Genomic DNA, 26,379 nt, shown 5'->3' with positions numbered 1-26,379 from the left:
CGCGGCGGCATCAGCCGCACGGAGAGTCCCCGGCAGACAGCATGTGGCCGCCAGCAGTCCCAGACAAAGGACCGGGACCCGGCAGAGATTCGTGATCCGTGTGATGCGGGCCGTGCGGACAGGCTGGGAGCGCCTGCGGCAGGCCGTTGCGTGGATGGGCAAAAACGCAGAGGGAGAGATCGTAAAGGGCACCGAGATTTTCCTCCGTAAAAACCGTCTCCGGCGGTCCGTCAAAGAGCACGCGACCCTGTTTGAGTCCCACAAGACGGGTGGCATATTGGGCCGCCAGACTGCAGTCATGCACGGCCATGACGATGGCCATGCCGGTCCGGCGGCGCTGTTCCAGCAGATCAAAGAGTTCCACCACCCGCGCCCAGTCAAGGGCGGCCGCCAGTTCGTCCAGCAGCAGCAGGCGACTTTCCTGCGCCAGCGCACGAGCCAGCATCACCCGCTGCACCTCGCCGCCGGAGAGTTCGCCCATGCGGCGATGGGCCAGCTCCCGCGCTCCCGCGCTCTGCAGTGCCTGATCGGCCACGTCATAGTCATGGGCGGTATAGACGCCCCACCAGCCAAGATGCGCATAGCGCCCCAGCAACACCATGTCCCGGACGCTCTGGGACGGAAAGAATTCCGCACGCTGGGGGACGACGGCTATCCTTCGGGCCCGTTCGCGAGGCGGCAGGGAGGCAGGCTCCCTGCCCTGCAGGAGGACGCGTCCGGCAGAGGGAGCAAGCTGCCCGGCGAGTACGCGCAGCAATGTCGTCTTACCGCTGCCGTTGTGTCCGAGCAGGGCCACGCTTTCACCGGGAGTTACCGTCAGGCTGACGTCGTGCAGCACCTCCCGGCCGGGATAGCCTGCGTGGAGATGTTCGCAGCACAACATCAGCGCCTCCGCAGCATGATCCCGAAGAACGGGCCGCCCAGCAGGGAAGTAACGACGCCTACCGGCAGTTCCCGTCCCCCGTCAAGGATGCCGCGTGCCAGCACATCCGCCCACAGCAGGAGGATCCCACCACCGAAAAAAGCGCCGATCAGCAGGGGGGCGTGGCGCACGCCCAGCCGCAGGCGCAAGAGATGCGGCACCACAAGCCCCACAAAACCTATAACGCCTGTCACGGCAACGCAACCTGCCGTCATGCAGCTTGCCCCGGCCAGCAGCCAGAAGCGGGCCCTACCGACATGCAGACCCACCTGGGCGGCCTGTTCGTCGCCCAACGCCAGCACATCCAGTGCCCTCCAGTGCAGCGCCACGGCCAGCAGGCCCGGCAGCAGCGTCAGGAGCAGCAGCGGCAGGGCCTGCCAGCCGCGCCCCTGCAGACTGCCCATGATCCAGAAGACGATGCTGGTGACGGATTCTTCATTGAGAGCCTTGATGAGGGCCACCAACGCCCCCAGGAAGGCCGACATGGCGATGCCCGCCAGAATGACCGTCTCGCGGCGAAAGCCGCCGTCGCCCCTGCCCAGCCAGAGCGTGCCGGCCAGCGCCAGCAGTGCGCCCAGGAGAGCGCAGAGGGAAATGAGGCTCATGCCGTTGGCGCCCAGCCGGACGGTCAGGCCCAGCGAGCCGCCAAGGGCAATGGCGATGCTGGCGCCGCAGGCCGCCCCGGAGGAGATGCCGAGGGTGAAAGGGTCAGCCAGCGGATTGCGAAGGACGCCCTGCAAGGCGACGCCGGCCACGGCAAGCGTTCCGCCGCACAGCAGGGCCAGCACGGCCCGTGAAAGACGTATCTCACTGATGACGGATCGGGCTACGGCGTCCACGGTACTTTCACCGATTCCGGCCATCCCGGCAAAGACGGACCAGATCTCGGGAAGCGACAGCGAGACCGGCCCGCCGAGACAGGACAGCGGAACAGAGGCCAGCCAGAACAGGATGATGCCGGCAAGCAGACCGGCGGGGGACAGAAGACGGCGGTAAAGCATGTATGCGCTCGGCGGACGGACCCGACGGAGTCCGTCAGCCTTCATGTCTCCAGATGAAGCTTGCCTGTCGCCCGGAAGCCGGATGATGGCGATGGGAAAAACAGAGCTGTGGGTTGCTGGCCGTACAGATGTCCACGCCGTAGATATTGCCGGGGAGCAGACCGGCCTCCATCAGTTGATGGCGGGTCAGGCCCCAGAGGTCCATGGTACGGGTCCCGGGGTGGAACCACGGACGGAAGTCCTCTCCCCATTCGCTGTCGAAATGGATGAATTCCGCCCGCGCCGGTCCCAAACTTGGCCCGCGCACGGCCAGGATGTCCCGCGGGGAAAGTCGGTAACGTTCGCAGAAGCGGCGTACGGCCGACTGCGGGAAGCCGCAGCGGTTGCCCCGCCAGCCCACATGCAGAGCGGCTATGTGGCGTCCGTCAGCATGTGCCAGCAGGATGGGCTGACAGTCCGCCGTCTTGATGCACAGGGGCAGATCGGATCTGTCGGTCGCCATGCCGTCTCCTTCCGCTGCAGGTTGCGCGTCCACGGCTACGGGGGCGGGATCAAAAAGGAGTCCATCGCCGTGCACCTGCCGCAATTCCGCCCAGTGTTCGATATGCAGCCTTGCAGCCAGCCCACGCCGTGCGGTCAGTACGTTTTCCGGCGTATCGCCGTGCACGGTAAAGGAGATATTGCCGCCGGAAGCGGGGACATCCGGCACGGGATCCTGTCGCAGCTGGAAAGCGCATCCGACCTGCGGCAGGTCGGGAAAATGGAAGGCGATCACATTCACAGACATAGCCACTCCCTGTCCGTACAGATATGGGTCATGCGTTCATCCCACGGCTCCGCGGGCAATGTCTCCTGGAGCTGGCAGTGATAACACAGCCCCACAAAGGGGCAGGGACCGGAGTCGCCGCCCTGTGCGCGCACGCCGGAAAGGAAGCGGTCGTAGTAGCCGCCGCCGAAGCCCAGTCGCCTGCCCTGCCGGTCAAACCCCAGTCCCGGCACGATGAAGATATCCGGCCGGAAGGCCGCTCCCGCCTCTTCCGGCCCGAAGCCCGGCAGGCTGTCCAGCGGTTCCAGCAACTGGAAGGGGCCGGGACGTAGTTCCTCGCGTCCGCGTACCGCCACAAAGTCCATGAGCCCGTATTGCTGCCGAACGCGGGGCAGGTAGAGCGTCTTGCCCGCCTGCCAGGCGGCGTCCAGCAGGGGGGCCGTGTCCAGTTCGTCCGGCAGGGAGACGTAAAGGGCGATCGTCCGCGCCTGACGCCAGAGGGGAGACTCCAGCAGGTGCGCGTGCGCTCGCGCCGCAAGCTCTCTGCCCTGTGTGGCGGAGGCCTCCCGGCGGACCTGCCGCAGCCGGGCACGCAGGGCTTTTTTCTGTTCCGGTAAAGAAGTGGCGGACATAGTGCTTTCCTTGTGGCGTAAAATATGGCACACTCTTCGGCGTTGCAAGCCTAACAAAGGAAGTGTGACCATGCCAAGCCTCCCCAAGCAGGATTATCTCTGGATCGCCGTAGGCGATATACACGACGATGCGGCGTGCTTTGCCCGTATTCCCGAACTGGCGCAGGCCGACGGGATCATTGTGACCGGCGATCTGACCATTACCGGCGGCGCCAAGCAGGCCGAGCTCGTGATGGATGTCCTGTGGCGGCACTGCCCTGTGGTGTGGGCACAGATCGGGAACATGGACCGGCCCGAGGTGGATGCCTGGCTGAGCGAAAAGGGATGCAACCTGCATACCCGTGTACAGGAACTGACGCCGGAGATCGCCTTGTTCGGGGTCGGCGGATCGACCTTCACCCCCTTCGGGACGCCCAGCGAATTCCCGGAAGCCAGCTTTTCGGAATGGCTCAATGCCTGCTGGCAGCGGGCGCGCGTGTATCCGCACACCATCCTTGTTTCCCATAATCCGCCCAAGGATACGGCCTGTGACGTCATCCCCGGTGACGTGCATGTGGGGTCCACGGCGGTACGCGAATTTCTGGAAGAGGCCCAGCCGGAGCTTTGTCTCTGTGGGCATATCCATGAGGCGCGGGCCATTGACCGCGTGGGCCGTACGCTGGTTGTCAACCCCGGCGCGCTGGCTCAGGGCGGTTATGTGGTCGTGCGCAGTAATGACGGCCAGCTTTCCGCCGAACTTTGCCGCCTCGATCCGCAGGAAGGCTAAGCGGCTGCGGGCGCGGCTCAGGCCATTTCGCCGTTTTTGCGGACGCTGCGGCAGTCGGTCGGTATCGTGTGCCGGCTTGGATATGATGACGATATCTTTCGGGGCGCAGGGCCGTATGCCCTGCTCCCCGCTTCCTGCCGGGATTATTTCCGCGCAGGCGTGATTTTTTGACAGACAGCCCTCTCGACGCAGGCGCGGGCCCCTGCCGGTTCTTTCCGGCAGAAAGGGGTTTTCGCAGCCGCGGTCAGCCCTTGCGGCGTGTCCGCTTCCTCGCGGAGCAGCTGTTCCGCTCGTGCGATGGCTGTAAACTTTTTTGGCTGCGGATAGCAGCCCCATAAGGAATGGTATGACATCCCATCAGGAAAAGCCTGAAGGAAGCGAGACGCTCGCTGCCGATACATCTCCCTCCCCTGTCCCCGCCGATGCCTCGGCTGCCGACACCCCGGAATCCTCAAAATCTTCTTCACGCCGTACAGCGGCACGCAGTCCTCGTCGATCTGGCGACACTGTTGCCGATGCGTCCGCGTCCCCGCGCAAGCGCCGCAGCCGTCGTACTGCGGATGATGCGGCAGCGGAGACGGCTCCCGGTGGGGAAGCGGAGACCGCCGCATCTTCTTCTGATTCTCTGCCCGACGCTCCGTCAAAGACGCCTTCGGCGCGAAAGAGCCGCAAGGGCCGCTCTGCCGCCGTTGCCGGAGATGGCGGCGCCGAGTCCGATCCTTCCGTTGAAGCTGTAGCCCCAGCTGAGGCGGGAGGCGCGGAAGGGGATGCTTCTCCCGCACCCAGGGCACGCGCCGTCAAAGGACGCACGTCCCGAAAGCGGACACAGCCTGCGGCTCCCTCCCCTGCTGAAGGATCTGTGCAGGAAGAGATAGCTGCCCCCACGTCAGCTACAGAAGAAAAGGAGACCGGCTCCGCTGGAGAAAGCGCGGCCGCTCCCCGACGCACGGCACGCAGCAGAAAAAAAGCCGTCACGGTAGCGGACGGCCAGACTGCTGGACCGGACGGGCAGCACGCAGCTGATACGCCAGCTCCTGACGGTGAGGCTCCAGCGGGAGCGGAAGGTGGCGCCTCGTCTGTGCCCGGCAAAACGCCTGCTCGCGGCAAAAAGCGCGGCAGCGCCACAGCAACGGCGGCGCAGGAATCTGTACCGGAGGCGGTGTTTGCCCTTGAGCAACAGGATATCCTCCCGCCCGCCCTGCAGGAAAAGAGCCGTGTCCCCGCTTTGAGGAAGGAAGCTTTGCCGGTCCCCGTATCCGCAGCGTCGGAAACGGAAGCGGCGGAAGACGCCGGGGACGCAGCCTCCTCTTCCGTCCCCGGGGAAGAGGAAGGCGTCCGCCGCAAGAGCCGTCGCGGACGGCGGGGCGGTCGTGGACGCAACCGCAAGAACCGTCAGGGCGGTGAAGCTGCGGAAACACCCTCGTTGAGCGAGATATTTGCCGGTGACGATACGGCGGAAGATGTCTCTTCCTCTACTACCACCGATGAAGCGGAAGAAGTCGCTGAGGGGGGAGAGAGCGCCGAGCCGGTCAAGAAGGGCGGCGTGCGAGCGGCGGCGGTCAAGGCCAAGGCGGCTTCCTCCACGGGGCGTCAGCGCATGTTCATCAGCATCTTGCCTGGTGAACAGGTGGAGGTCGCCCTTACTGAGGAAGGCGTGCTGCTGGAATATTACCTTGACATGCTGCATCAGAAAAAGCTCAAGGGAAATATCTATAAGGGCGTCATCCACAATATCGACACCAACCTGCAGGCGGCCTTCGTCAGCTATGGCGCGGGCAAGAACGGCTTTTTGCAGATCGATGAGGTGCATCCGGAATATTGGCTGACCCACCATGAGCCCGCCAAGGGAAAGAAGTATCCGCCCATCCAGAAGGTGCTCAAGGCCGGGCAGGAAGTGCTCGTGCAGGTCGTCAAGGAGCCTAATGGCAGTAAGGGGGCCTTCCTGACCACCTGGCTGTCGCTGGCCGGACGCTTCCTCGTGCTGACGCCCGGTCAGGAACAGATCGGCGTTTCGCGAAAGGTGGACAACGACGAGGAGCGGGCCCGCCTGCGCGAGATGATGAACGGCATCGATCCCGGCGAGGGATTAGGCGTCATCGTCCGTACGGTGAGCGCGGGGGTCACCAAGACGATCCTCCGGAGCGACCTCCAGTATCTCAAGCGCGTCTGGAAGGATATCCGCAAGAAGGCCACGGAAGTGACGGCTCCGGCCCTCATCCATGAGGAACCGGGCTTGCCCGAACGGGCCGTGCGGGATTACCTGACCGACGATGTGTGCGAGATATGGGTGGATAACGAGGCGCTTGCCGAAAGCATCCGCGATACGGTGAGCCAGCTTTTCCCGCGCAAGAAGGATCTGGTGCGTCTGCATTCGGACACGCGGCATACCCTGTGGGAGCGCTTCAACCTGCGCCGTCAGCTTGACCAGATCTATTCCCGCGAGGTGACCTTGCCCTCCGGCGGGCGGCTGGTCTTTGACCAGACGGAAGCTCTCATGGCCGTGGACATCAACTCCGGCAAGATCTCCGGCAAGGTCAACTTCGAGTCCATGGCCTTCAAGACCAATGTGGAAGCGGCGGAAACCATCGCCCGCCAGCTCAAGCTGCGCGATGTCGGCGGGCAGGTGGTCATCGACTTCATCGAGATGCGCGACCGCAAGCATATCCTGGAAGTGGAAAAGACCCTGCGCACGGCCATGAAGAATGACCGCGCCCGGCACGATGTTGGCCGTATGAGCTCTTTCGGCTTGCTCGAACTGGTGCGACAGCGCATGGGCTCCTCGGCGTTGGCCATCAGCATGGAACCCTGCCCGCATTGTAACGGTACCGGCCAGCGGCGCAACCGTGAATGGCAGGCCTTGCAGGCCCTGCGCGAGCTGCGCAGCCTGCTGCGTTCCTGCCAGGAGGAGCGGCTGCGTTTTGAGACCACTGCCGAAGTGGGCATGTATCTGCTCAACCACAAGCGGGACACTCTGCGCGATATGGAAAACAGCTTCGGCAAGAGCATCGAGATATGTCTGCGTCCGTAACGCCGGCTGTCGCCAATAGTCTGCTCCTGCATGTCTGCTGCGGGCCCTGCTCCATCATGCCGGTGCAGCGCCTGCAGGAGGCGGGCTATGCGGTGACGGCTTGGTTCATGAATCCCAATACCCAGCCGTTGAGCGAGTATTTCCGGCGACGTGAGGCCGCCGGGGAATGTGCCGAGCGGCTGGGCATCCCCATCCTGTACGAAGATGCTCCGTGGGATATCGTGGCGTGGCTGCGGCAGGTGGCCGGGCGCGACCTGCCGCCGGAACGCTGTCACTGGTGTTGCACCAGCCGGATGGAGGCGACGTATGCCGCTGCCCGCGCGTTGGGCTATGCCTATTTTTCCAGCAGCCTGCTCTATTCCCGCTATCAGCCGCATGATGCCATCGCCGCGGCGGGCTTTCGCCTGAGCGGGCTGGATGTCCCGGCTGTCCTGCCGGAGGCACTCCCCGCCCCTGCGGCGGAGGCGGAAACGGTATCGGCGGCAGGGCCGCGCTTCGTCTATCAGGATTTCCGCACGGACTGGCAGGCCGGTATCGACGTTTCCAAATCTTGGGGAGTTTACCGGCAGCCGTACTGCGGCTGCGTCTACAGTGAGGCGGAACGCTACCACAAGAAATGGCAGCGGCTGGTGGCGTCAGGCGGACAGATCTGAGAAAAAGAAAATTTTTTTCTTGACCGCAGGAGGAAAGGCGCGTACAAGCATCTTTGTCAGTTCGACATTCCCCGATAGCTCAATCGGCAGAGCGGGTGACTGTTAATCACTAGGTTGGCGGTTCAAGTCCGTCTCGGGGAGCCACGGAAGCAAAGCCTCTGTACTGAAAAGTGCAGAGGCTTTTTCCTTTATGTTTTTTGGAGGTCTAGAGCCTTTTCAGTTTGACAAACCATACGGCCTGGCGTTTCGCGGGAAAAGCGCGGTTTTTCCGCCTGGTTTTGGCCGGGTCCGCTGTGCCCCCCGCCGCCTCGCATTTTGAAATAGGCGCGTAACACAAGGCCAGCCCTCTGCGGGCTGTACTGCTTTGTGCAAGCGAACTTTTGAGGTCGCATCATCCCATCTTTTCGCGAAGCTGCCTTTTTGTAGGACGCTGGTACCGGAAAAGTGTCGCCGTGACATAGAGGGGCAGATTTGTCCGTTTTTTTCTAATCCGTTCCTGCGCCTTGCCCCACGAAAACGATGCCGTTTCCACGGGCAAAACGCTCATCTATCCTGCCTGCGTCAAAGAAAAAATATGTTTTTTCTTGACAGATGGGGCGGTATCACATAAAAGAGTCTTCGTCAGTTCGACATTCCCCGATAGCTCAATCGGCAGAGCGGGTGACTGTTAATCACTAGGTTGGCGGTTCAAGTCCGTCTCGGGGAGCCACGGAAGCAAAGCCTCTGTACTGAAAAGTGCAGAGGCTTTTTCCTTTTGGATATGCCGACACACGGCAACAATATGGATTTAGGTCGTGACAACACAAAAAATAAGACAATAAACTGTACACACTCCGTTTGTTTTGGGGGCGGGGTCGCCTCGTGTCCCGGACTCTTCCTCGGTAAAAGCGTGCTGAGGAAGGGATGGGGGACCTCCCTCCTGTTAACAGGCCTAAGCGAAGTGAGAAAAGGCGTTCTCGACGTTCTTTTTCCAAGCCTCCCATCCTTTCGCAGTGCGTTTTTATCAGAGAAAAGACGATGCTTGAGACAAGCGCTCAGCCAAAGCAAGCGTGGCGCGTATGATAAATTCATCTTATCTATTGAAATGGTTGTAAAATTTATGTCGGTACGCTCTGGCTCAATGTGACATTTTGGTGACAAGCCTCCTCTTCCGTCTGCCCTGCCTTGACAGGACATGCCGTCAGTCTAATATGATATCCCATACTGTCATCCCCCAATTTTTCAGAGGTAAACAAATATGTCACTTTTTGATATCATCAAAGGCAAGGACTGGGGCGCGACCCTCGGTTCTCTGGCGGACAAGGCCAAGAGCGGCGCAAGCGATCTGACTAAAAATGCGCCCGGCGGCATGGGTGGCCTGCTGGGTGCTGGTGCTCTTGGTGCCCTTTTGGGCTCCGTGCTTTCCAAAGATATGCTCCAGAACGCGGCGCTCGTGGGCGCTGGCGCTGTGGCGTGGAACTTCTACAAGAAATGGTCGGAAAAGAAGGATCAGGGGACAGCGACGCAACAGGCGGCCGCCAGTTTCGGGATGGCGCAGCCCGCCGCTGCTCCGGCGGGTCCCGTGGCGGGGGCCAATGACCCCACGGCCATGCTGCTCTTGCGGGCCATGATCTTTGCCGCTCGCGCCGACGGGCATATCGATGCCACCGAGCAGGAGCGCATTTCCAAGATGGTCGCCCAAATGTTCCCCGGACAGGACGCCGGGCCGCTGATCAACGCCCTGCTGAACGAACCCATCAATCCGGCAGTGCTGGCGGCGCAGGTCTGTTCCGTCGAACAGGGAGAAGATCTCTACCGTCTCTCCTGCCTCATCGTGGATATCGACCACTTCATGGAGCGCAGCTACCTTGACGGCCTTGCCCAGGCACTGCATATCCTGCCACAGCGGAAGGATGCTCTGGAGCTGGAAGCCGTCCAAGCCAAACAGCAACTTGCCGTCACCGCCTGATCATCCTTGGCAAGGACGGACAAGCCATTTGAAAAGCCGGAGTTCTCTCCGGCTTTTCGTTTTTCTGCGTCGCAGCAAGCAGGGATCATGCGGACGTTGTTTTCTTTTCGGAACCGACCGTCGGGGGATCCTCCGCCGTGCCCGACTTTCTGGCGCTTGCCGCCGCTTCCTGTTGCTGTTGCATCTGTTCGCAGCGGCTGCACGTTTCTCCCTTGCGCAATTGGGCAAGGATGCCGCAGTCGGCCGCCCGGCCTCCTGTGCAGGCATGGAGCAGCGAGGCAAGATGCTCGCGTAAATGTGTCAGCGCGGCGATCTGCGTATCCACATTGACCAGATGACGCTGCACCAGAGCTGTGATCCAGTCGCAGCTTTGTCGGGGTTGATCCTGAAAGGAGAGGAGCTCGCGTATCTCGTGGAGAGCCATGCCATGCAGACGGCACTGGCGGATGAAGCGCAGGCGTTCGACATCCGTTTCATCATAAAGACGGTAATTGCCTGCCGTGCGTTCGGGCGAACGAAGCAGACCCTCCTTTTCGTAATAACGGATAGTGACGACACGACAACCGACATGACGGGCCAGCTCGCCGATTTTGTACGCCATTTTTTCCTCCATGCTGCTGCGGCTTTCCCCTCTCCCGTCCTTTGTTATTGCGCTTCCATAAAAAAGAGAAAAAGGGCTTGACCCTCTACCTGCTCGAGGGAGTAGGCTTGTCATATCTCCTGTCGTTCACGTGCTGCTTTCCGCGTATGGCCATCGGATGAGCGGCGGGGGTCCCCCCTGTCGGAAAGTATGCCATGCAACAGGGGGAGATGTCATCAACCCCAGTCCGCCGGAGACGGTGGGCTGTATTCTCTGGAGTCCGCTATGGCTGAAATCCTTTCTTCCTGCTCCTGCTGTCGGGATACCGCGGCAGACACGCTTTCCGCGAAGGCAATCCCGGTTGAATCCCGGCCTGCCGGGGGACATGCGCACCCTCATGCCCATGAACATTGTTGTTGCGGCCACAGTTTACCGGAAGAGCCTGATATGGAGACTGTGGCAAGCATGATCTCGGACACCTGCGTCCTGTACCGCATCCTGAACATGGATTGTCCCACGGAAGAGGCGCTGATCAGGAAAAAGCTCTCTTCCCTGTCGGGGATCACGGGGCTGGAGTTCAACCTGATGCAGCGGGTGCTGACGGTGCATCATGAGCTGCCGTCCACTGAGGGGATTGAACAGGCTCTGCGGGACATCGACATGGAGCCGCAGCGTCTTGAAGCAGGCGCGACGGCGCGAGGGAGGGACGCTCTGCCTGCCGCGTCCATCCCCTGGAAGCGTCTTTTGCTGGCCGGGGGGCTGGCGGCTCTCTCCGAAGCCGCTGAACTGTTCGAGATGTGGCGCGCACAGGCTGCGGTCACGATAACGCCCCTGTGGCCGGGGGGCTGGAGCCTGCCGGAGGTGGTCGCCCTGCTGTGCGCGCTGGCGGCCATTGCCGTATCCGGTCTGACTACCTACCGCAAGGGCTGGTTGTCCGTGCGTAACGGGAATCTGAACATCAATGCGCTCATGTCTGTTGCCGTGACCGGGGCTGTCTGCATCGGACATTTCCCCGAAGCGGCCATGGTCATGGTGCTTTTCAATCTTTCCGAAGCGCTGGAAGCCCAGGCGCTGGAGCGGGCGCGCAACGCCATAGGAGAACTGCTGGCCCTTGCGCCGGAAACCGCCCTCGTGCAACAGGCGGACGGCACATGGCAAAGGATGGAGGCGCGCGACATAGCGCCGCACAGCCGCGTGCGTGTGGCTCCCGGGGAAAAGATCGCTCTTGACGGACAGATCGTCGAAGGGCATTCCGCCATCAACCAGGCTCCCATTACCGGCGAAAGTCTGCCGGTGGAAAAGACGGCGGGCGATCCGGTCTATGCCGGGACCATCAATACGTCCGGCTCCTTCATCATGGAAAGTACGGCCCCGGCCTCGGCATCCACGCTGGCGCGTATCATCGAGGCTGTGGAAAAAGCGCAAGCCACGCGCGCTCCCCTGCAACGACTGGTGGACAGCTTTGCCCGTTACTATACGCCCGCCATTTTTCTGCTGGCTGTGTTGACGGCTTGTCTGCCGCCCCTTTTGGGGCTATCCGGCTGGGCGGATGCCGTATATATGGCGCTGGTGCTGCTCGTCATCGGCTGCCCGTGTGCGTTGGTCATTTCCACGCCGGTCAGCATCGTCAGCGGACTTGCGGCGGCGAGTCGCCACGGCATACTGATCAAGGGCGGCGTCTTTCTGGAAAAGGGACGCCAGCTGCGTCAGCTGGCGTTGGACAAGACAGGGACGCTGACCCACGGCAGGCCGCAACAGACGGACTTCCTTACCTGCGGTCCCCTTGGCGAGGAAGAATGCCGGATGTTGGCCGCCAGTCTGGCCGTGCGCTCGGATCATCCCGTCTCACGGGCCATCGTCACGGCCTCGGCCCTGCCGCAATCCGCCCTTGCCGAAGTGGAAGATGTCGCCGCCGTGCCGGGACGGGGCATACGCGGGCGTATCGGCGGCCGTGGCCTTGCGCTGGGCAACAGGCGCATGTTGGCGGAAAAGAAGCTGCTCTCCCCTGCTTTGGAAGAACGGATAACGGCGCTGGAAAAGGCGGGAAAGAGCGTGGTGGCCCTGCACGCTGACGATGAGGTGCTGGCTCTCTTTGCCGTGGCGGATACGCTCCGTCCCGGCAGCGTCGAGGCCGTGCGGGAACTGCGTGACCTGGGCGTCACTACCGTCATGCTGACCGGGGACAATCCGCACACAGCGGAAGCCATCGGCCGCGCGGCGGGGGTGGATGCCGTCCATGCCCAGCTGCTGCCGGACGACAAGGAGCGGATCGTGCGGGAGCTGGGCCGCAAGAGCCCTGTGGGTATGGCGGGTGACGGCATCAACGACGCGCCCGCGCTGGCCTGTGCCCATATCGGTTTCGGCATGGCGGCCGGGGGGACGGACACGGCCATCGAGACGGCGGACGTTGCCCTCATGGACGACGATCTGCGCAAGATCCCCCGTTTCATCCGACTTTCCCGCGCCGTCTATCATATCATCGTGCAGAATATCGTGCTGGCCGTAGGCGTCAAGGCGATCTTTCTTGCCCTGACCTTCAGCGGACAGGCCAGCATGTGGTTGGCCGTCTTTGCCGACGTGGGCACCTCGCTCATCGTGGTGGCCAACGGCCTGCGGGCCCGCCGTTTGTAGGCGGGCCGTCTCGTCTGCCGTCGGCGCGCTATGATGCATTTCCATAGACAAGGGGAAGGGAAACCCCTCGCGCTGCTGTCGATGTCCGTAAGGCGACAGGCACGGCCCGTTTGGGGGAAGGGGAACCCCTCGCTCTGCTGTCGATGCCTGTAAGGCTCCTGCGTCGCCTAACAGGCACGGCCCTTCGGGCCGCCTTTCGGTCGCCGCCAGCGCGGGAGGGGTTCCCCTTCCCCCAAAGCCCCCCATCCCTTCCCCAGCGCGCTTTTATCAGGGGAGGATACGGAGGACGAGGCAACCCCGTCCCCTGAGGGCAAGCGGAGTTTGTATGGATGACTTACCTTATCTATCGAAATGATTTGTAGAATTTATGTTGACAGGCCCTAGAAGATCTCCCTGTTCTGCAACATGGTGTAGACCAGCCAGAGCAGGCTCAGGACGACATGTGCCTGAAGGAATCTGCGCCCGGCAGGGCGACGCCAGAGAGCAAGCCCCACGCCTGCCAGGAACCAGATGGACAGCGCAGCCGTGTAAAGGACATAGATCTCACGGGAGGCATATTGCCAGAAGGCGCTTGCCGCCTCCGAGCCCCACAGTGGGGCGTATTCCTCCGGCCGTGCGCAGACGTTCCAGATCTCCCCGGTAAACATCAGTGTCAGGAAGCCGCAGAACAGCAGCCAGAGCAGGCGCTTACCCGATATCCGTCCGCCCGGGAAGGGAAGAGACTTCAACGAGAACATGAATTTTTCCTCCTTTGGCGGTCAAAAAAGGGAGAACGGCGCGTATATCCGTTCTCCCTTTCTGTTCTCGCCGGAAAACAGGCCCTGGAGCATTTTGCCTTGCCGCCCGGCCCAAAGTGAGCGGAAAACCGCGTTTTTCCCGCGAAACGACAGGCCGTATGGTTTGAAACGTTTTGCGTTTCAAACCAAAAATGCTCTAGTTGAGCAGCGAGCTCAGGCCGAGCACGGTACCCGCCGAGACGGCCACCTGCATGAGCACGGTGGAGACGTCCTTGACGGCTTGCATGTTTTTGGATTCCACCTTGGGCAGCACCAGGATCTGATCGCCGGGCCGGATGTCGTCCGTGTCCCCGGAGACGGAACCGTTCTGGCGCATGACCAGCACATGGGCGCGGTCGGCACGGCTGTTGTAGCCGCCCGCCCCCTTGATGTAGTCGGCAAGGTCGTTGTCCTCGTTCCAGAGCATGGCCTGCGGGATCATGACTTCCCCGTTGACCAGCACCACATCGCTCTTGGCGGGGATGACGATGATGTCGCCGTCCTCCAGCGTGAGATCCCCCACCTTGTCGCCGCGGCCCAGCACCACGATGCCTTCCGGCTCCACGGCCTTGGCCCGTTCCACGAACTTGGTGATCATCTCCGCTTCCTTGGCGCGGATCTGGGTCTCCTCGGAGCTGGAAGAGGACGCGGTAAGGGCGGTCTCCTCCAGACGGTGCAGACTGTCGGCAAGCGCCTTTTTCTGCTGCTGCACCACGCTCTTGCGCTTGATGTGGATGGCGTCGATATTGGCCCGTCCCGGTTCCACGGCGATGAAGTTCAGCACTTCGGCCAGCCGTGCGCCGCGGCGCACGGGAAAGCTGCGCGCCCCGCGCACCGCCCCCTGTACTTGCACGGAAATGGTGCTGCCGGGGTTGTCGGCCATGAAGGTCAGGCTGTCGCCGTCCTGCAGCGGCAGCGAGGCCAGCTCGCGCAGCGGCAGATACGTATTGTAGGGACTGCCGTTGCGTATGCCCTTGAGGGCGATGTGGCTGGCGGTATTGTCCGGTTCGGCAAGCTTGAGGAGATCCTTGCCGCTGGTCTGTCCGTCACGCAGCTCGAACAGGGCGCTGTTGCGCACCGCACCGGCAACGCTGACCGCTGGTCCCTTGTCCAGCACGACCAGCGTGTCGTTGTCCATGAAGCGTACGCCCGGCAGCTGCCCGCGTTGCACGAAGGGGTAGAGGTCGAATTCCTGCAAGGTGCGTCCGCCGCGATTGAGCTGGATACGGCGATAGCTGCCGCGCTGCGGGTCGATACCGCCGGCCTTGTCCAGAAAACTCAGTACCGTATCGTTGGGGGTGCCGCTGTAGCGCCCGGGCCGTACCACGTTGCCGGTGATGAAGACCGAAACGGGCTGATTGTCCAGCGGAGCCACATAGATCTGACTGTCCGCATGGCCCGATGCGGCCAGCTTGCTGCGCAGGGCGTCCGTCAGCTTGTCATAGGCCAGCCCCGCCACCAGCATATCACCGACTTCGGGGATGGCGACATGCCCATTGGCATCCACGGTAAGCGTGGTATCCACTGTGAGCGGACCGCCCCAGAGACGCAGGACGATGCGGTCACCAGGCATGACCTGACCACTTTTGCTTTCCTTGCTGAAATTTCCCTGAAAGAGATTGGCCCCATAAGGCGTCGGCGCATCCGCTGCTTGCGCGTCCTGTTGCCAGAACAGCAGAGACAGCAGCAAAAGCGCTGCAAAAAGAAGAGGACGATTCATGACATGATTCCTTGCTTCTGGGAAAGGCTCAAGGAACTTCCTCTCCCCTGCCCTACGGGCAAAACAGGGAGAGAAAGAGGAACGTTATGGAAAAGAGGAGATCGGCCTACAGAGACGAGACCGGGCTTTCCGCGCCGTCGTCCTTGGCCGCCGCCGGAGCGCCGGAAGCCGTCTCAGCGGCAGGTCGCGCCGTCGTATCCGTTGCCGCCGGACGAGTTGCCGGTTGTTCGGTCGCCGTCGGGGCGGGCGTGTTCTGCTTTGCCTGCGGGGCGGCCTTTTCCGCGGGGGGCGGCGTCAGTCCCTGCCCCCAGACGCGGGGGGCCAGACGCCAGACGCCCTGGCCGTCCCGGCAGATGACGACCACTTCGGCCTCCTGCCGCTGACTGCGCACGGTGGCACGGCGACAATCCTCGCCCGACGCGGAGATGAAGTTGTCTTCAAGCAGTACATGAACTTGCGGGCCGAACTGGGGATCATCCACCGTGGTGCTGGCGCCCGGCGCGGCATTGATCAGAAAGCTCTCCACCGGGCCGGGCGGCGGCGGAGGCGGCGTGCTTTCTCCGCCGAAACAGCCCGTCAAAGGGACCGTCAGGGACAGGGCAAGCAAAAGGGCAGCATTTTTCATGAAGGGCTCCTTGCGGGTCTTTGCCCGCCAGATTCATCTTGCAAAGATTACCGTCGCTGTCAATGTGCGTACGGTGTGTCGGGCGTATCCGCATGACCGCCGGGCTTGCGCTTTGGCGGCAATGGATTAAGATGTCCTCTGCGCCGGGAGGGCGCTCTTTCGGAGGATGCATGGCTAAACTGGATATGAAGATCATTGATGTGCGGGATGCCGTCGGGACGGTGCTTTGTCATGACATTACCCGCATCGTGCCCGGCGAAAGCAAGGGACCGGTGTTTCGCAAGGGGCATGTGGTACGCGAGGAGGATATCGCTACCCTGCTGGATGTGGGCAAGGAACACCTCTACGTCTATGCGCCCTGCCCGGGGATGGTGCATGAAAATGATGCCGCCGCCCGTATTGCCGCGGCGGTCTGCGGTCCGCACCTGCGCCTGAGCGAACCAAAGGAGGGGCGCATCAACTTTTCGGCGGACTGTCGCGGCATCCTGGAAGTGGATGTGCCCACGCTGACCGCCATCAATGGCATAGGGGAGATCACGCTGGCCACCTTGCACACCATGCGGCTTGTGGAAGCCGGACAGGATGTGGCCGGGACCCGTGTGGTGCCGCTCATGATCGAGGAGTCCCGTCTGTGCCGTCTGGAAGAGCTGGTCAGCTCGCCGGTGCTGCGGGTGCATCCGCTGGCCGCCGCTGCCGTGGGCATCGTGACGACGGGCAGCGAGATCTACAGCGGCCGCATCAAGGATGCTTTCGGGCCGGTGCTGCGCCAGAAGTTTGCCGATCTGGGCTGTACGGTGCTGGGGCAGACTCTCACCAGCGATGACGAGGCCATGACCTCGGCGGCCATCACGGATTTTGTGGCCCAGGGCGCGGACATGGTCGTCGTGACGGGCGGCATGTCCGTTGACCCCGACGACAGGACGCCCGCCTCCATCCGAGCCACGGGAGCGCAGATCGTGACCTACGGCGCGCCGGTCTACCCCGGGGCCATGTTCCTGCTGGCTTTTCTGGAGATGGGAGGCAGGCGTATCCCGGTGCTGGGGCTGCCGGGCTGCGTCATGTACCACAAGGCCAGCATCTTTGAGCTGATGGTGCCGCGTCTGCTGGCCGGGCTGGATATACGCACGGAAGACATCGCGGCGCTTGGGCATGGCGGCTTTTGCTCCGGTTGTCCGCAGTGCCGCTATCCGGTGTGTCCGTTCGGCAAGTAGACGAAAAAAATAAAATTTTCCGTATCCCGTAAGTGCCCGTATCTTGTGATGCGGGCGCTTGCGCGTTCGGAGGGCCTTTTTCAGAGCGGAAAGTCGTTGACAATAATTCGATGTCGAATTATATGGACGCCATGACATACCGTTCCATCTTTGCCAATGCCTCCCGCCTGCGCGAAATGGGCAACGCCTATATCCAGGCCGAATTGCAAAGCGCCGGGTTGACGGGGCTGGCTCCGAGTCATGGTGATATCCTGGCCTGTTTGCTTGCGCAGGATGCCTGCCCTATGAGCGAGCTGGCCCGCCGGGTGCGCCGCAGCAAATCCACGGTGACCGCGCTGGTGGAAAAGCTGGAGCAAGGCGGCTTTGTGGAGCGGGTGCCGGATGGGCGGGATTCCCGCAGCGTGCGCGTATGCCTGACCCCGTATGGAGAAGCGCTCCGCCCGGTTTTCGACAGGGTGTCTGCGGGGCTGGAGCAGTTGCTTGCCGAGCGCCTTGCGCCGCAGGAGCTGGACATGCTGGACAAGCTTCTTGTCCAGTGTCTGGAGAGGTAATTTTTTTTACGTTTAAAGTTCGATATCGAACTAAAGGAGAACATGATGTCACACTATCTGCTTGCCAGCATCGACATGGGCGAAGGTCGTAGCGAACTCCATCAGTTGCTGCACCTCACAGGAGCCGAGATCTCCTGCAATACCCTCCCGGCCGGCGTGAGCATCCCCTTTGTTCATGCCCATACGGAGAATGAAGAGATCTATCTTGTCTTGGACGGTTCAGGCCAGTTGTACGTTGATGGCGAGGAAGTCGTGATACGCCGGGGAGACTGCTTCCGCATCGACCCGCAGGGACTGCGCTGCCTGCGGGCAGCCGGGGACAGCCCGCTGCGCTATGTGTGTATCCAGGTTCGAGCGGGCAGCCTCGGCAACTTCACGCAGTCCGATGCCGTCGTGCTGCAGGATGGTCCGAAACCCAGCTGGTTATAGGCTGACCATCCGGCCGGTGTATCTTGTGCGTGTACGGCGGGGAGAGCGCTTGCTTTTCCCGCCGTACACTTATGGTTCGCGCCGCAGGAGGTAGACGGCGCGCTGCGGGCGGCTCAGCACGAAGCAGGTGGAGCGCACGAGGCGGTAGCCGTTCTGTTCCGCCAGTTGCCGCACCTCTTCGGGATCGAGCCGCAGCGTGTATTCCGAGGGGCGGCGCTGTTCTTCAGGCAGATTTCCGTCATCGGAATGCCACTGGTTGCCCGGCACGCGGTCATAATGGCGGGTCACCATGTCGCAGGCAAGGTAACCGCCCGGCTTGAGGGCGGACCTGTAGCGCCGCAGGAAATCGCCAAGATCCACGCCAGGGATGTGGTACAGCCAGTTGACGGAAAGGATGCCGTCCAGCTGCTGCGGCAGGCGTAACGGGTGCAGGGCGTCGTCATGCCAGACCTCAAGCGGCAGATGCAGGCTACCCGCCAGCTGGACGCCCAGTTCCAGCGCTTCGGCCGAGATGTCCGAACCGGACAGCCTGTGAAATCCCTTCTGTCCCAGCCAGAGAAGATTGGCGGCGCTGCCGCAGCCCGGCTCAAAAACGGCGGCATCACGCGGCAGGACGCCGCAGAGCCAGCGACAGGCCGTGCAGGCATGGCGGCGCCACTGCCGTTGCCGGATGGCGTATTCATGCCAGTGCGGCGCTTTCGTCCTGCGCATGAAGTCCTTCAACATGGCGGGGGAGATTCCCTCCAGCGCATTGCCGAAAGGCAGTCGGTCCATCACATAAGATAACAGTGGGATGAGCACGGAGTTTTTCTCCTTTTTACATGGGAAAATTTCTATTTGGGGGTATTCGTAAGTTCAGCCAGCCTTGCCGAAAAAGATACAGCCTTACGCAGGGGACCCTTACTGTGCATCTCGATAAGCCGCAGTCATACGTATCGAAATATGAAAGCGGCGAACGCAGGCTTGATGTCATTGAATTTCTTACCATTGCGCAAAAAATGGAGGTCGATCCCATAGCCCTGCTCAGGGAGGCCGGTCTGCTTGAGTAAGGCATTTCGCTAGTCGTCACCTGCCACAGACAGAGGCGTCTTTTTGCTGCTTTTTGGAGAAGATATGAAATTTTTGTTACGTTCTTATGACACGAGGGCGCTTTTTCAGGAAAAAAGAGCGTCGCTCGGTCAATGTTGGGCGGGGATGTGAGGCTCCGCGCTGGCGTCGTCCATGTGCAGGATCGACGCTGTGCGGAACCGAGAGAAAGGAGGAAGGTCGGGATCAGGTTGAGGACAGGCGGCAGGACCTGCGCCGGGAGCGTTCGGCGCGGTAAGCCCGGGGCTTGTAACGGATAGAGCGTTTTGCCTTTGAAAAAGGCAAAATGCGAGGCGGCGGCACAGCTCAGCCCGGCCAAAACCAAGCGGAAAAACCGCGTTTTTTCGCGAAACGTCAGGCCGTATGGTTTGAAACGCGAAGTGTTTCAAACTGAAAATGCTCTAAAGAAAAGAGACAGGCGGGGAGCCTGTCTCTTTTCTTCAAGGTGTGACTGTGGAAGGCCGCTTTATTCCGCGTCGCTTTTTCTGCCGATGCAGAAATAGGCAAAGCCGCGTTCGGCCATGGCCGAGGGCGAATAGAGGTTGCGGCCGTCAAAGAGCAGCGGAGCGGTCAGCAGGCTGCGGATACGCTGGAAGTCCGGATTGCGGAACTGGTTCCATTCGGTAACGACCAGCAGGGCCTGTGCGCCGTCGCAGACGGCATACTGTTCATCGCAGATCTCGACCAGCGGATTGTCAGCGAAAATGGAGCGCGCATTGTCCCCCGCTACCGGATCGAAGGCGCGGATACGCATACCTTCCGCCGTCAGGGCGGAAATGATGCTGATGGCGGCGGCTTCCCGCATGTCGTCGGTATTGGCCTTGAAGGCCAGCCCCCAGACGGCCAGCGTCTTGCCCTTCACGCCTCCCTGCGGCGCGAAGTATTCCTTGATGCGCTCGGCCATGTGGCGTTTCTGTCGGGCATTGACGGCTTCTACGGCATGTAGGAGCGTCGGCGTGAGACCGGCATGTTCGGCCGTATGGATAAGGGCCTTGACATCCTTGGGGAAGCAGGAGCCCCCGTACCCCACGCCGGGATAGATGAACTGGTAGCCGATACGCGAGTCCGAACCGATACCCGTGCGCACATCGCGTACGTCAGCCCCTACCCGTTCGCAGATGGTCGCGATCTCGTTGATGAAGGAAATCTTGGTGGCCAACATGCAGTTGGCGGCATATTTGGTCATTTCCGCACTGCGGACACCCATGACGATGAGTTTGTCCCGCGTGCGGGCGAAGGGGGCGTAGAGCTCGCGCATGATCTCCGCGGCCTTTTCGGATCCCGTGCCCAGCACCACACGATCGGGCTTCATGAAATCGTTGATGGCGTCCCCTTCCTTGAGGAATTCCGGGTTGGAGACCACCTCGAAGGTGATGTCGAGGCCGCGCCGCTGCAATGCCTCACCGATGAGCGTCCGCACGCGGTCAGCCGTTCCCACGGGGACGGTGGACTTGTCCACCACCACCAGCTCATGCTGCATGTGGTTGCCGATGGCTGTGGCGACCTGCTCCACATAGTGCAGGTCGCAGGAGCCGTCTTCACCGGGGGGCGTCCCCACACAGATAAAGGCGCATTCCGCCTCGGCCAGTCCTTCTTCAAGACTGGTGGTGAAGGTAAGGCGGCCATCCGCACGGCTGCGCTGCACCATGTCTTCCAGACCCGGCTCGAAGATATGTACCTTTCCCGCATTGAGCTTGGCCACCACGGCGGGATTGACGTCCACACAAACGACGGTATTGCCCATTTCGGCGAAACAGGCGGCGCTGACAAGGCCGACATAGCCTGTTCCAACGATGCAAAGTCTCATTATGGCTCCTGAGTGGCGTCATCGGCCGGGCCGCTTGACGCCGGTAAAGGGATACGTTCAAATGCGTAGGCCATTCTATGTTTTTTTGTCGGAATGGGCAATGTTGCAAGGCAATGCGCGGACGGCTTCGGGGGAGCAAAGGCATGTTGGTAGGTATGGGGACGGACATCGTGGAGGTGGAGCGCATCTCTGCCGGGCTGGAACGTTTCGGCCCGCGGTATGCCGCCAAGATCCTCAGTCCCGCGGAACTTGCCCTGCTTGCCCCCGGCGGGGGACTGCCGCCGGCGGTCCGTCTTGCCGGACGTTTTGCCGCCAAGGAAGCTGCGGTCAAGGCGCTGGGGACAGGCTTCAGTGCGGGCATCGGCCTGCATGATGTGGAGATCCTTGCCGATGCTGGCGGCAGGCCGCTCCTCTCTTTTGCGGGGCGGGCCCTGATGCGTCTGCAGCAGCTCGGGGCGCGGAGCCTGCACGTTTCCATTAGCCACGAGCGACATTACGCCGTGGCGGTCGTCATTCTGGAGAAATAAGTATGGTCATGTCCACCCTGCCCCCCCTGCCGCTGCCGGCTGAGATGCGGCAATGGGACGAAGCGTCCTTTGCTCTGGGCCTGCCGGAAGTCATGCTCATGGAAAACGCCTCGCGCGCGGCCCTGCGGGCACTGGAGCTCTGCCATGTGCCGCTGGCGGGCCGTCGGGTCTGGCTCTTCATGGGCAGCGGCAACAACGGCGGCGACGCTGCCGCTCTGGCGCGGCATCTGCTGGATGCGGGGGCCGTGCCCACCGTCTGGCATACGCGGCCCCTGGGACAGTACCGGGGCGCGTGCGGCCAGCATGTGCGTATGGCGCGACGCTGCGGCGTTTCCTTCCTGCCGGTGGGGCGCTGTCTTGCCGGTGACGGTCGCAAGGGCCAGGAGCTGCCGCATATCGTGGTGGACGGACTGCTCGGCACCGGCTTCCACGGAGAGTTGCGGCCGGAGATGCTTGCCCTTGTCCGCCATATCAATGCTCTGCGGCGTGAGGCCTTCGTCCTTGCGCTGGATGTGCCTTCCGGTCTGGATGCGGCGAGCGGTCGGCCGCAGCCGGAAGCTGTGCGCGCCCACGCCACAGTAACGTTTGAAGCCGCCAAATATGGCCTTGTCCTGCCGGAAAGCGCTCCTTTTACGGGACGCCTGCTCACCCTGCCCATCGGCATCCCGCTGGCGGTACGTCGTACGGCGCCTTGTTCCGCCCGCCTGCTCAGTGCGGAGGTCCTGAGACATTTGCCGCCCTTCCGGCCACAGGGATACAAGAATTCCTACGGACATGTGCTGGTGGTGGGCGGCGCGGAGGATCTGTGCGGCGCGGCCCACCTTGCCGCGCGGGCCGTCCTGCGGGCCGGGGCCGGGCTGGCGGGCGCGCTTGTGCCCTATGGCAATGGGCTGGCTGTCCGCAATGGTCTGGCGGAGATCATGGTGCGGGAAATGCCGGGAACTTCTCCGGGGCTCTGGCCGTCGCTGCCGTCGGGCAATCTGCGATTGTTGCTCGAAGCGAGCGTGGACAGAGCGCAGGCGCTGGTCATCGGGCCGGGCATGGGGCGCAGCGAGGCGGCGCAGGCTCTGTTGCGCGCGCTGCTTTCCTGCGCGGAGCGGCCTTGTGCCGTACTGGATGCGGATGCGCTGGTGCTGCTGGCCCGCGAGCCGGAACTTTTGCGGGGCCTGCGGGAGCAGGATGTGCTGACGCCGCATCCGGGCGAGGCGGCGGCGCTGCTGGGCACGACGTCCGCCCAGATACAGGCTGACCGTCTGCAGGCCTTGCGGGCCCTGTGTTCCCTGACGCCCGCCTGTGTCGTGCTCAAGGGGGCCGGGACCCTCATCGGACAGCAGCGGGCGCAGCGTCTGCGGCCTGTGTGCGTGAGTCCGTGGGATGTGCCCTCTCTGGCCGTGGGCGGCAGCGGCGACGTGCTGGCGGGCTGCATGGGCGCTTTGTTGGCCCGGCGGGCGGCGCACCCTGCCGGAACGCTGGAGGGGGATTGCCCGGTGGATGCGCTGACGCTTGCCGCCGTGGGCGTGAGCTGGCACGCGCTGGCTGGGCGTGCCGTGGCGGAAAAATATCCGACGCGCGGCAATCTGGCGCATGAGCTGGCAGATGTCCTGCCGTCCGTACATGCGGCTCACTGCGGGCAGCGGGCACGGACGGGGGGGGACGGAAAATGCTGAAGGAATGTTCTCTTGTGCTCGCTTCCCTTGACGACACCAGGCGTCTGGGAGGCGCGCTTGCCGCGGCCGTACAGGATGTCCCTGCCGTGCGGCTCTTTCTGCTGCATGGGGATCTGGGCAGCGGCAAGACCACGCTCACGCGCGCCGTGGTGGAAGCCCTGCCGGGCGGCGACAGGGCGGAGATCTCCAGCCCGACCTTCACCTTGTGCAACAGTTATCCCACATGCCCCCCTGTCCTGCACGCCGATCTGTACCGCTGTCCTGCCGGTGCGCCCGACGAATTATGGGATGCGCTGGACGACGGGAAGAGCCTCTGTTTCGTGGAATGGGGGGAAGCCCTGCCGGAGGCGGATCTGCCCAAGGAATATCTGGACATCTGCCTGAACTCATGCGAAGAGAAACACCTTGTGACGCTGCGGGCCAGGGGCCCGGCCGCACAGCGTCTGGTTGAACGGCTGCAAGAGGGATGGCCCAGCCTGCAAGGGGTCGATCCTGTTGCCCTGTGATTCACTTGTTGCAGTCAGGTGGCGTGAGAGTGGCATGAAGATTCTCGTGCAAAAATTTGGCGGCACTTCGGTAGCCAATCTGGAGTGCATGAAAAAGGTTCGTGAAAAGGTCCTTGCCGGTCTGGCCAGGGGCAACAAGATGGTGGTGGTGCTGTCTGCCCGTTCGGGAGAGACGAACCGCCTGCTTGCTCTGGCGGATGAATGGTCCAATACGCCGGACAAGGCCGAATGCGATGTGCTGGTTTCCACCGGGGAGCAGGTGTCCATTGCCCTGTTCACCATGCTGCTCAAGGATGCGGGCGTTCGTGCGCGTTCCCTTCTGGGCTGGCAGATTCCCATGACCACGGATGACGACTACGGCCGGGCGCGCATTACGGATATCGACAGCGCAAAGCTGCGCGCCGCTCTGGAAGAATACGACGTGCTGGTCGTGGCCGGTTTTCAGGGATGCACCGAGGACGGGCGTATCACCACGTTGGGCCGGGGCGGCTCGGATACGTCCGCCGTGGCGCTTGCCGCTGCGCTCGGCTCCGTGGAATGCGAGATCTATACGGATGTGGACGGCGTCTACACCACAGACCCCAATATTTGCTCCACGGCCCGCAAGATGGATCGCGTGGCCTATGAGGAGATGCTCGAGATGGCGAGCATGGGGGCCAAGGTGCTGCACATTCGTTCCGTGGAATTTGCCAAAAAGTACAAAGTGCCGGTACGGGTGCGCTCGACCTTCACGGATGATCCCGGCACCCTAGTTACCCAGGAGGATTCGAGCATGGAAGCTCTTCTTGTATCCGGCATTGCCTACGACAAGGATCAGGCCCGCGTGACCCTGCATGAAGTGCCGGACGTGCCCGGCATTGCGGCTGCCGTTTTTGGTCCGCTCTCCGAAAAGGGCGTGCTGGTGGACATGATCGTGCAGAACACCAGCCTTGACGGCCATACGGACATCACCTTCACCGTGTCCCGCAAGGACCTCAATCAGACGCTGGCCATCATGGACGAGGTTGCGAGGAAGATCGGCGCTTCCGAAGTGGTGCACGACGTCAACGTGGCCAAGGTGTCGGCCATCGGCGTGGGGATGCGCAACCATTCCGGCGTGGCTGCCCGGGCCTTTGCCGCCCTCACGCAGGAAGGCATCAACATCCTGATGATCAGCACCTCGGAGATCAAGATCACTATCCTCATCCAGGAAAAGTATGTGGAGCTTGCCGTGCGCATCCTGCACGATACGTTTGGGCTGGATTGGGACATCAACTAGCATATGCCCCCGGTCGCGGCGGCGCTTCCTGCCGGCGCGGGTAACGCCTGCGGACGCCGCCGTCCGGGTTGGTTGGGCTTTGGGAAGATCAGGCCGCATATGCGGCCTTTTTCCTGGCATGGCAATTTTTTATGAAATATTTTATAAAATAAAATCCCATCCCCATAAAAAAGGAGAGAAGTATGTCCATCAAACGGTTTGGAATCCCCTCGGCCCCCGGCGCCCTGCCCTTTGCCAAGGCTGTTGCCGCTGACGGCTGGCTGTATGTCAGCGGACAGGTTCCCCGTGACGCTTCCGGGGAGATCGTGAGCGGCAGCATCAGCGTGCAGGCGCGTGTGGCGCTGGACAATCTCAAGGCGGCGCTCGAACTGGCGGGTTATGGGCTGGAAGATGTGGTGCGCGTCACGGTGTTTCTGGATGATCCGCGCGATTTCGCCGGGTTCAACAAGATCTATGCCCAGTATTTCACGGCGGAGCACGCCCCGGCCAGAGTGTGCGTACAGGCGGCCATGATGAGCGATCTGCGTGTGGAAGTGGACTGCATTGCCTACAAGCAGCCTCAGGGAAAATAACGCCTCTGGCTCTTTCGGGAACGCATGGAAAAAAGCGCGTCTGGCGCGCTGCTGCGCTGGCGGGGAGGGGGATGCCCTTTCCCGCCGGCTCGCCGGTCGCCGCCGGAACTCGTCGCTCTGGGCAGGGGGCGGGAAAGGCAGGAGCGACTATGAAAAAAGCGGGGCTGCCGTTCGGGCAACGCCGCTTCCATGTCTCATCCCGTCAGTGGTCATCGGCCGCAGGGCAAAGGTTGTTCCCTCAACCCTATCCCGTCCCTCGTACGGAAGAAAGGACAAAAAGAGGAGGCGGAAAGCTCCGCCCGAGCGGGGCGTTCCTTTCCGGACTCGGCCATGTCCGGCATGGCTGCCGTTTCGGTCTAGTCCTCTCTGGCGGGCAGTTCCCGGCCGCCTTCCTGAAGGCGCTTGAGGAACTTGTCGCGACAGTCATAGCTGCAGAAGCGGTAGACCTTTTCGCCGTCCCGTACGGTAATGCTCTCATCCACAGAGACATAGGCCCCGCATTCCGGATCCTTGACCATTTCTCCGGCGGCGACCTTGCGTTCCATCTCGGCGGCGTCTTCTTTTTTGTCCGCCTGCTTTTTTTTCATGAAGTCATTGGCAAACATGCGGTACAGCACATAGACCGCCACGGCCAGAATAAGCCATTTCCACATAGATACTCCTTAGAGCGGATTCGCATTGAAATTGTGTCCAATTTCAATGCTGACGCTGCCCTCA

At 62.2% G+C, this 26,379-nt stretch carries 25 protein-coding genes and 2 tRNA genes; 16 read left to right on the top strand and 11 right to left on the bottom strand.

Features of this window, described 5'->3' with window-relative positions; translation table 11 throughout:
- Positions 1-10 precede the first annotated feature (10 nt).
- From Q0K00_RS00370 to Q0K00_RS00355, 4 genes are read right to left on the bottom strand one after another with little or no spacing between them, the layout of a single operon-like run.
- Positions 11-883: an ABC transporter ATP-binding protein gene (locus Q0K00_RS00370; protein ID WP_297226576.1), complete on the bottom strand. Its 873-nt coding sequence runs from the start codon at positions 881-883 to the stop codon at positions 11-13.
- The gene (locus tag Q0K00_RS00365; protein ID WP_297226575.1) at positions 883-1,923 is read right to left on the bottom strand and encodes an iron ABC transporter permease; all 1,041 of its coding nucleotides are present in this window, start codon (positions 1,921-1,923) and stop codon (positions 883-885) included. The genes Q0K00_RS00370 and Q0K00_RS00365 overlap by 1 nt, the downstream gene beginning before the upstream one ends.
- A 34-nt stretch (positions 1,924-1,957) precedes the next feature.
- Entirely contained in the window at positions 1,958-2,710 is a 753-nt protein-coding gene (locus tag Q0K00_RS00360) for a polyphenol oxidase family protein (RefSeq protein WP_297226574.1), read from the bottom strand.
- Positions 2,701-3,321, bottom strand: coding sequence for a 5-formyltetrahydrofolate cyclo-ligase (locus tag Q0K00_RS00355; RefSeq protein WP_297226573.1), 621 nt, complete (start codon positions 3,319-3,321; stop codon positions 2,701-2,703). The genes Q0K00_RS00360 and Q0K00_RS00355 overlap by 10 nt, the downstream gene beginning before the upstream one ends.
- A 70-nt stretch (positions 3,322-3,391) precedes the next feature.
- Here Q0K00_RS00355 and Q0K00_RS00350 point away from each other — a divergent pair, with 70 nt between their 5' ends.
- The 6 genes from Q0K00_RS00350 (at position 3,392) to Q0K00_RS00325 (ending at position 9,716) form a co-directional block, all read left to right on the top strand.
- A complete protein-coding gene (locus Q0K00_RS00350; protein ID WP_297226572.1) occupies positions 3,392-4,087 on the top strand; it encodes a metallophosphoesterase in 696 nt (231 codons plus the stop codon).
- A 1,078-nt stretch (positions 4,088-5,165) separates the two neighbouring features.
- Positions 5,166-7,115: an Rne/Rng family ribonuclease gene (locus tag Q0K00_RS00345; RefSeq protein WP_297226571.1), complete on the top strand. Its 1,950-nt coding sequence runs from the start codon at positions 5,166-5,168 to the stop codon at positions 7,113-7,115.
- Positions 7,100-7,768 carry an epoxyqueuosine reductase QueH gene (locus tag Q0K00_RS00340; RefSeq protein ID WP_297226570.1) on the top strand — a complete coding sequence of 223 codons (669 nt, stop codon included), beginning with the start codon at positions 7,100-7,102 and terminating at the stop codon, positions 7,766-7,768. The genes Q0K00_RS00345 and Q0K00_RS00340 overlap by 16 nt, the downstream gene beginning before the upstream one ends.
- Positions 7,769-7,836: 68 nt before the next feature.
- Positions 7,837-7,912, top strand: a tRNA-Asn gene (locus Q0K00_RS00335).
- A gap of 489 nt (positions 7,913-8,401) precedes the next feature.
- Positions 8,402-8,477: transfer RNA gene (locus Q0K00_RS00330), tRNA-Asn, on the top strand.
- Between the two features lie 528 nt (positions 8,478-9,005).
- Positions 9,006-9,716, top strand: coding sequence for a DUF533 domain-containing protein (locus tag Q0K00_RS00325; protein ID WP_297226569.1), 711 nt, complete (start codon positions 9,006-9,008; stop codon positions 9,714-9,716).
- A gap of 85 nt (positions 9,717-9,801) precedes the next feature.
- On the opposite strand, the gene Q0K00_RS00320 is transcribed toward Q0K00_RS00325, so the two are convergent.
- Complete coding sequence (locus tag Q0K00_RS00320) at positions 9,802-10,317, bottom strand: Cd(II)/Pb(II)-responsive transcriptional regulator (protein ID WP_297226568.1); 516 nt, start codon at positions 10,315-10,317, stop codon at positions 9,802-9,804.
- A 426-nt stretch (positions 10,318-10,743) separates the two neighbouring features.
- Here Q0K00_RS00320 and Q0K00_RS00315 point away from each other — a divergent pair, with 426 nt between their 5' ends.
- The gene (locus tag Q0K00_RS00315) at positions 10,744-12,927 is read left to right on the top strand and encodes a heavy metal translocating P-type ATPase (RefSeq protein WP_297226567.1); all 2,184 of its coding nucleotides are present in this window, start codon (positions 10,744-10,746) and stop codon (positions 12,925-12,927) included.
- A gap of 380 nt (positions 12,928-13,307) precedes the next feature.
- Here the strand turns inward: Q0K00_RS00315 and Q0K00_RS00310 are convergent, their stop codons facing one another.
- From Q0K00_RS00310 to Q0K00_RS00300, 3 genes are all read right to left on the bottom strand, one after another.
- Positions 13,308-13,664, bottom strand: a complete 357-nt coding sequence (locus Q0K00_RS00310) for a hypothetical protein (RefSeq protein ID WP_297226566.1) — start codon at positions 13,662-13,664, stop codon at positions 13,308-13,310.
- Between the two features lie 196 nt (positions 13,665-13,860).
- Entirely contained in the window at positions 13,861-15,423 is a 1,563-nt protein-coding gene (locus Q0K00_RS00305; protein ID WP_297226565.1) for an SLBB domain-containing protein, read from the bottom strand.
- Positions 15,424-15,529: 106 nt separating this feature from the next.
- Positions 15,530-16,048, bottom strand: coding sequence for a DVU3141 family protein (locus tag Q0K00_RS00300; protein WP_297226564.1), 519 nt, complete (start codon positions 16,046-16,048; stop codon positions 15,530-15,532).
- A 185-nt stretch (positions 16,049-16,233) separates the two neighbouring features.
- Between Q0K00_RS00300 and Q0K00_RS00295 the strand changes: the two genes are divergently transcribed.
- From Q0K00_RS00295 to Q0K00_RS00285, 3 genes are all read left to right on the top strand, one after another.
- The gene (locus Q0K00_RS00295) at positions 16,234-17,259 is read left to right on the top strand and encodes a molybdopterin-binding protein (RefSeq protein WP_366141140.1); all 1,026 of its coding nucleotides are present in this window, start codon (positions 16,234-16,236) and stop codon (positions 17,257-17,259) included.
- Positions 17,260-17,369: 110 nt separating this feature from the next.
- Entirely contained in the window at positions 17,370-17,810 is a 441-nt protein-coding gene (locus tag Q0K00_RS00290; RefSeq protein ID WP_297226562.1) for a MarR family transcriptional regulator, read from the top strand.
- A gap of 42 nt (positions 17,811-17,852) precedes the next feature.
- Positions 17,853-18,239, top strand: coding sequence for a cupin domain-containing protein (locus tag Q0K00_RS00285; protein WP_297226561.1), 387 nt, complete (start codon positions 17,853-17,855; stop codon positions 18,237-18,239).
- 69 nt (positions 18,240-18,308) lie between these two features.
- Here Q0K00_RS00285 and Q0K00_RS00280 read toward each other — a convergent pair whose 3' ends face one another.
- Complete coding sequence (locus Q0K00_RS00280; protein ID WP_297226560.1) at positions 18,309-19,040, bottom strand: class I SAM-dependent methyltransferase; 732 nt, start codon at positions 19,038-19,040, stop codon at positions 18,309-18,311.
- A gap of 20 nt (positions 19,041-19,060) precedes the next feature.
- On the opposite strand from Q0K00_RS00280, the gene Q0K00_RS00275 reads away from it, so the two are divergent.
- On the top strand, positions 19,061-19,288 hold the full coding sequence (locus tag Q0K00_RS00275) for a helix-turn-helix transcriptional regulator (protein WP_297226559.1): 228 nt from the start codon (positions 19,061-19,063) through the stop codon (positions 19,286-19,288).
- 503 nt (positions 19,289-19,791) lie between these two features.
- Here Q0K00_RS00275 and Q0K00_RS00270 read toward each other — a convergent pair.
- Positions 19,792-21,132 carry a UDP-glucose/GDP-mannose dehydrogenase family protein gene (locus tag Q0K00_RS00270; protein WP_297226558.1) on the bottom strand — a complete coding sequence of 447 codons (1,341 nt, stop codon included), beginning with the start codon at positions 21,130-21,132 and terminating at the stop codon, positions 19,792-19,794.
- Between the two features lie 143 nt (positions 21,133-21,275).
- On the opposite strand from Q0K00_RS00270, the gene acpS reads away from it, so the two are divergent.
- The 5 genes from acpS to Q0K00_RS00245 all read left to right on the top strand — a co-directional run bounded on the left by acpS (position 21,276) and on the right by Q0K00_RS00245 (position 25,662).
- Positions 21,276-21,659 carry a holo-ACP synthase gene (acpS, locus tag Q0K00_RS00265; RefSeq protein ID WP_297226557.1) on the top strand — a complete coding sequence of 128 codons (384 nt, stop codon included), beginning with the start codon at positions 21,276-21,278 and terminating at the stop codon, positions 21,657-21,659.
- Positions 21,660-21,661: 2 nt separating this feature from the next.
- A complete protein-coding gene (locus Q0K00_RS00260) occupies positions 21,662-23,326 on the top strand; it encodes an NAD(P)H-hydrate dehydratase (RefSeq protein WP_297226556.1) in 1,665 nt (554 codons plus the stop codon).
- Positions 23,320-23,832, top strand: coding sequence for a tRNA (adenosine(37)-N6)-threonylcarbamoyltransferase complex ATPase subunit type 1 TsaE (gene tsaE / locus Q0K00_RS00255; protein WP_297226555.1), 513 nt, complete (start codon positions 23,320-23,322; stop codon positions 23,830-23,832). Before Q0K00_RS00260 ends, tsaE begins: the two co-directional genes overlap by 7 nt.
- Before the next feature lie 34 nt (positions 23,833-23,866).
- Complete coding sequence (locus Q0K00_RS00250; protein ID WP_297226554.1) at positions 23,867-25,090, top strand: aspartate kinase; 1,224 nt, start codon at positions 23,867-23,869, stop codon at positions 25,088-25,090.
- A 182-nt stretch (positions 25,091-25,272) separates the two neighbouring features.
- On the top strand, positions 25,273-25,662 hold the full coding sequence (locus Q0K00_RS00245; protein WP_297226553.1) for a RidA family protein: 390 nt from the start codon (positions 25,273-25,275) through the stop codon (positions 25,660-25,662).
- A gap of 356 nt (positions 25,663-26,018) precedes the next feature.
- On the opposite strand, the gene Q0K00_RS00240 is transcribed toward Q0K00_RS00245, so the two are convergent.
- Positions 26,019-26,315, bottom strand: coding sequence for a TRASH domain-containing protein (locus Q0K00_RS00240; protein WP_297226552.1), 297 nt, complete (start codon positions 26,313-26,315; stop codon positions 26,019-26,021).
- Between the last annotated feature and the right edge of the window lie 64 nt (positions 26,316-26,379).

It is taken from the genome of uncultured Desulfovibrio sp. (genome assembly GCF_944327235.1).
GTDB lineage: Bacteria > Desulfobacterota > Desulfovibrionia > Desulfovibrionales > Desulfovibrionaceae > Desulfovibrio.
The sequence above is the reverse complement of the archived record's forward strand: the minus strand, read 5'-3'. Positions and strand labels throughout refer to the sequence as shown.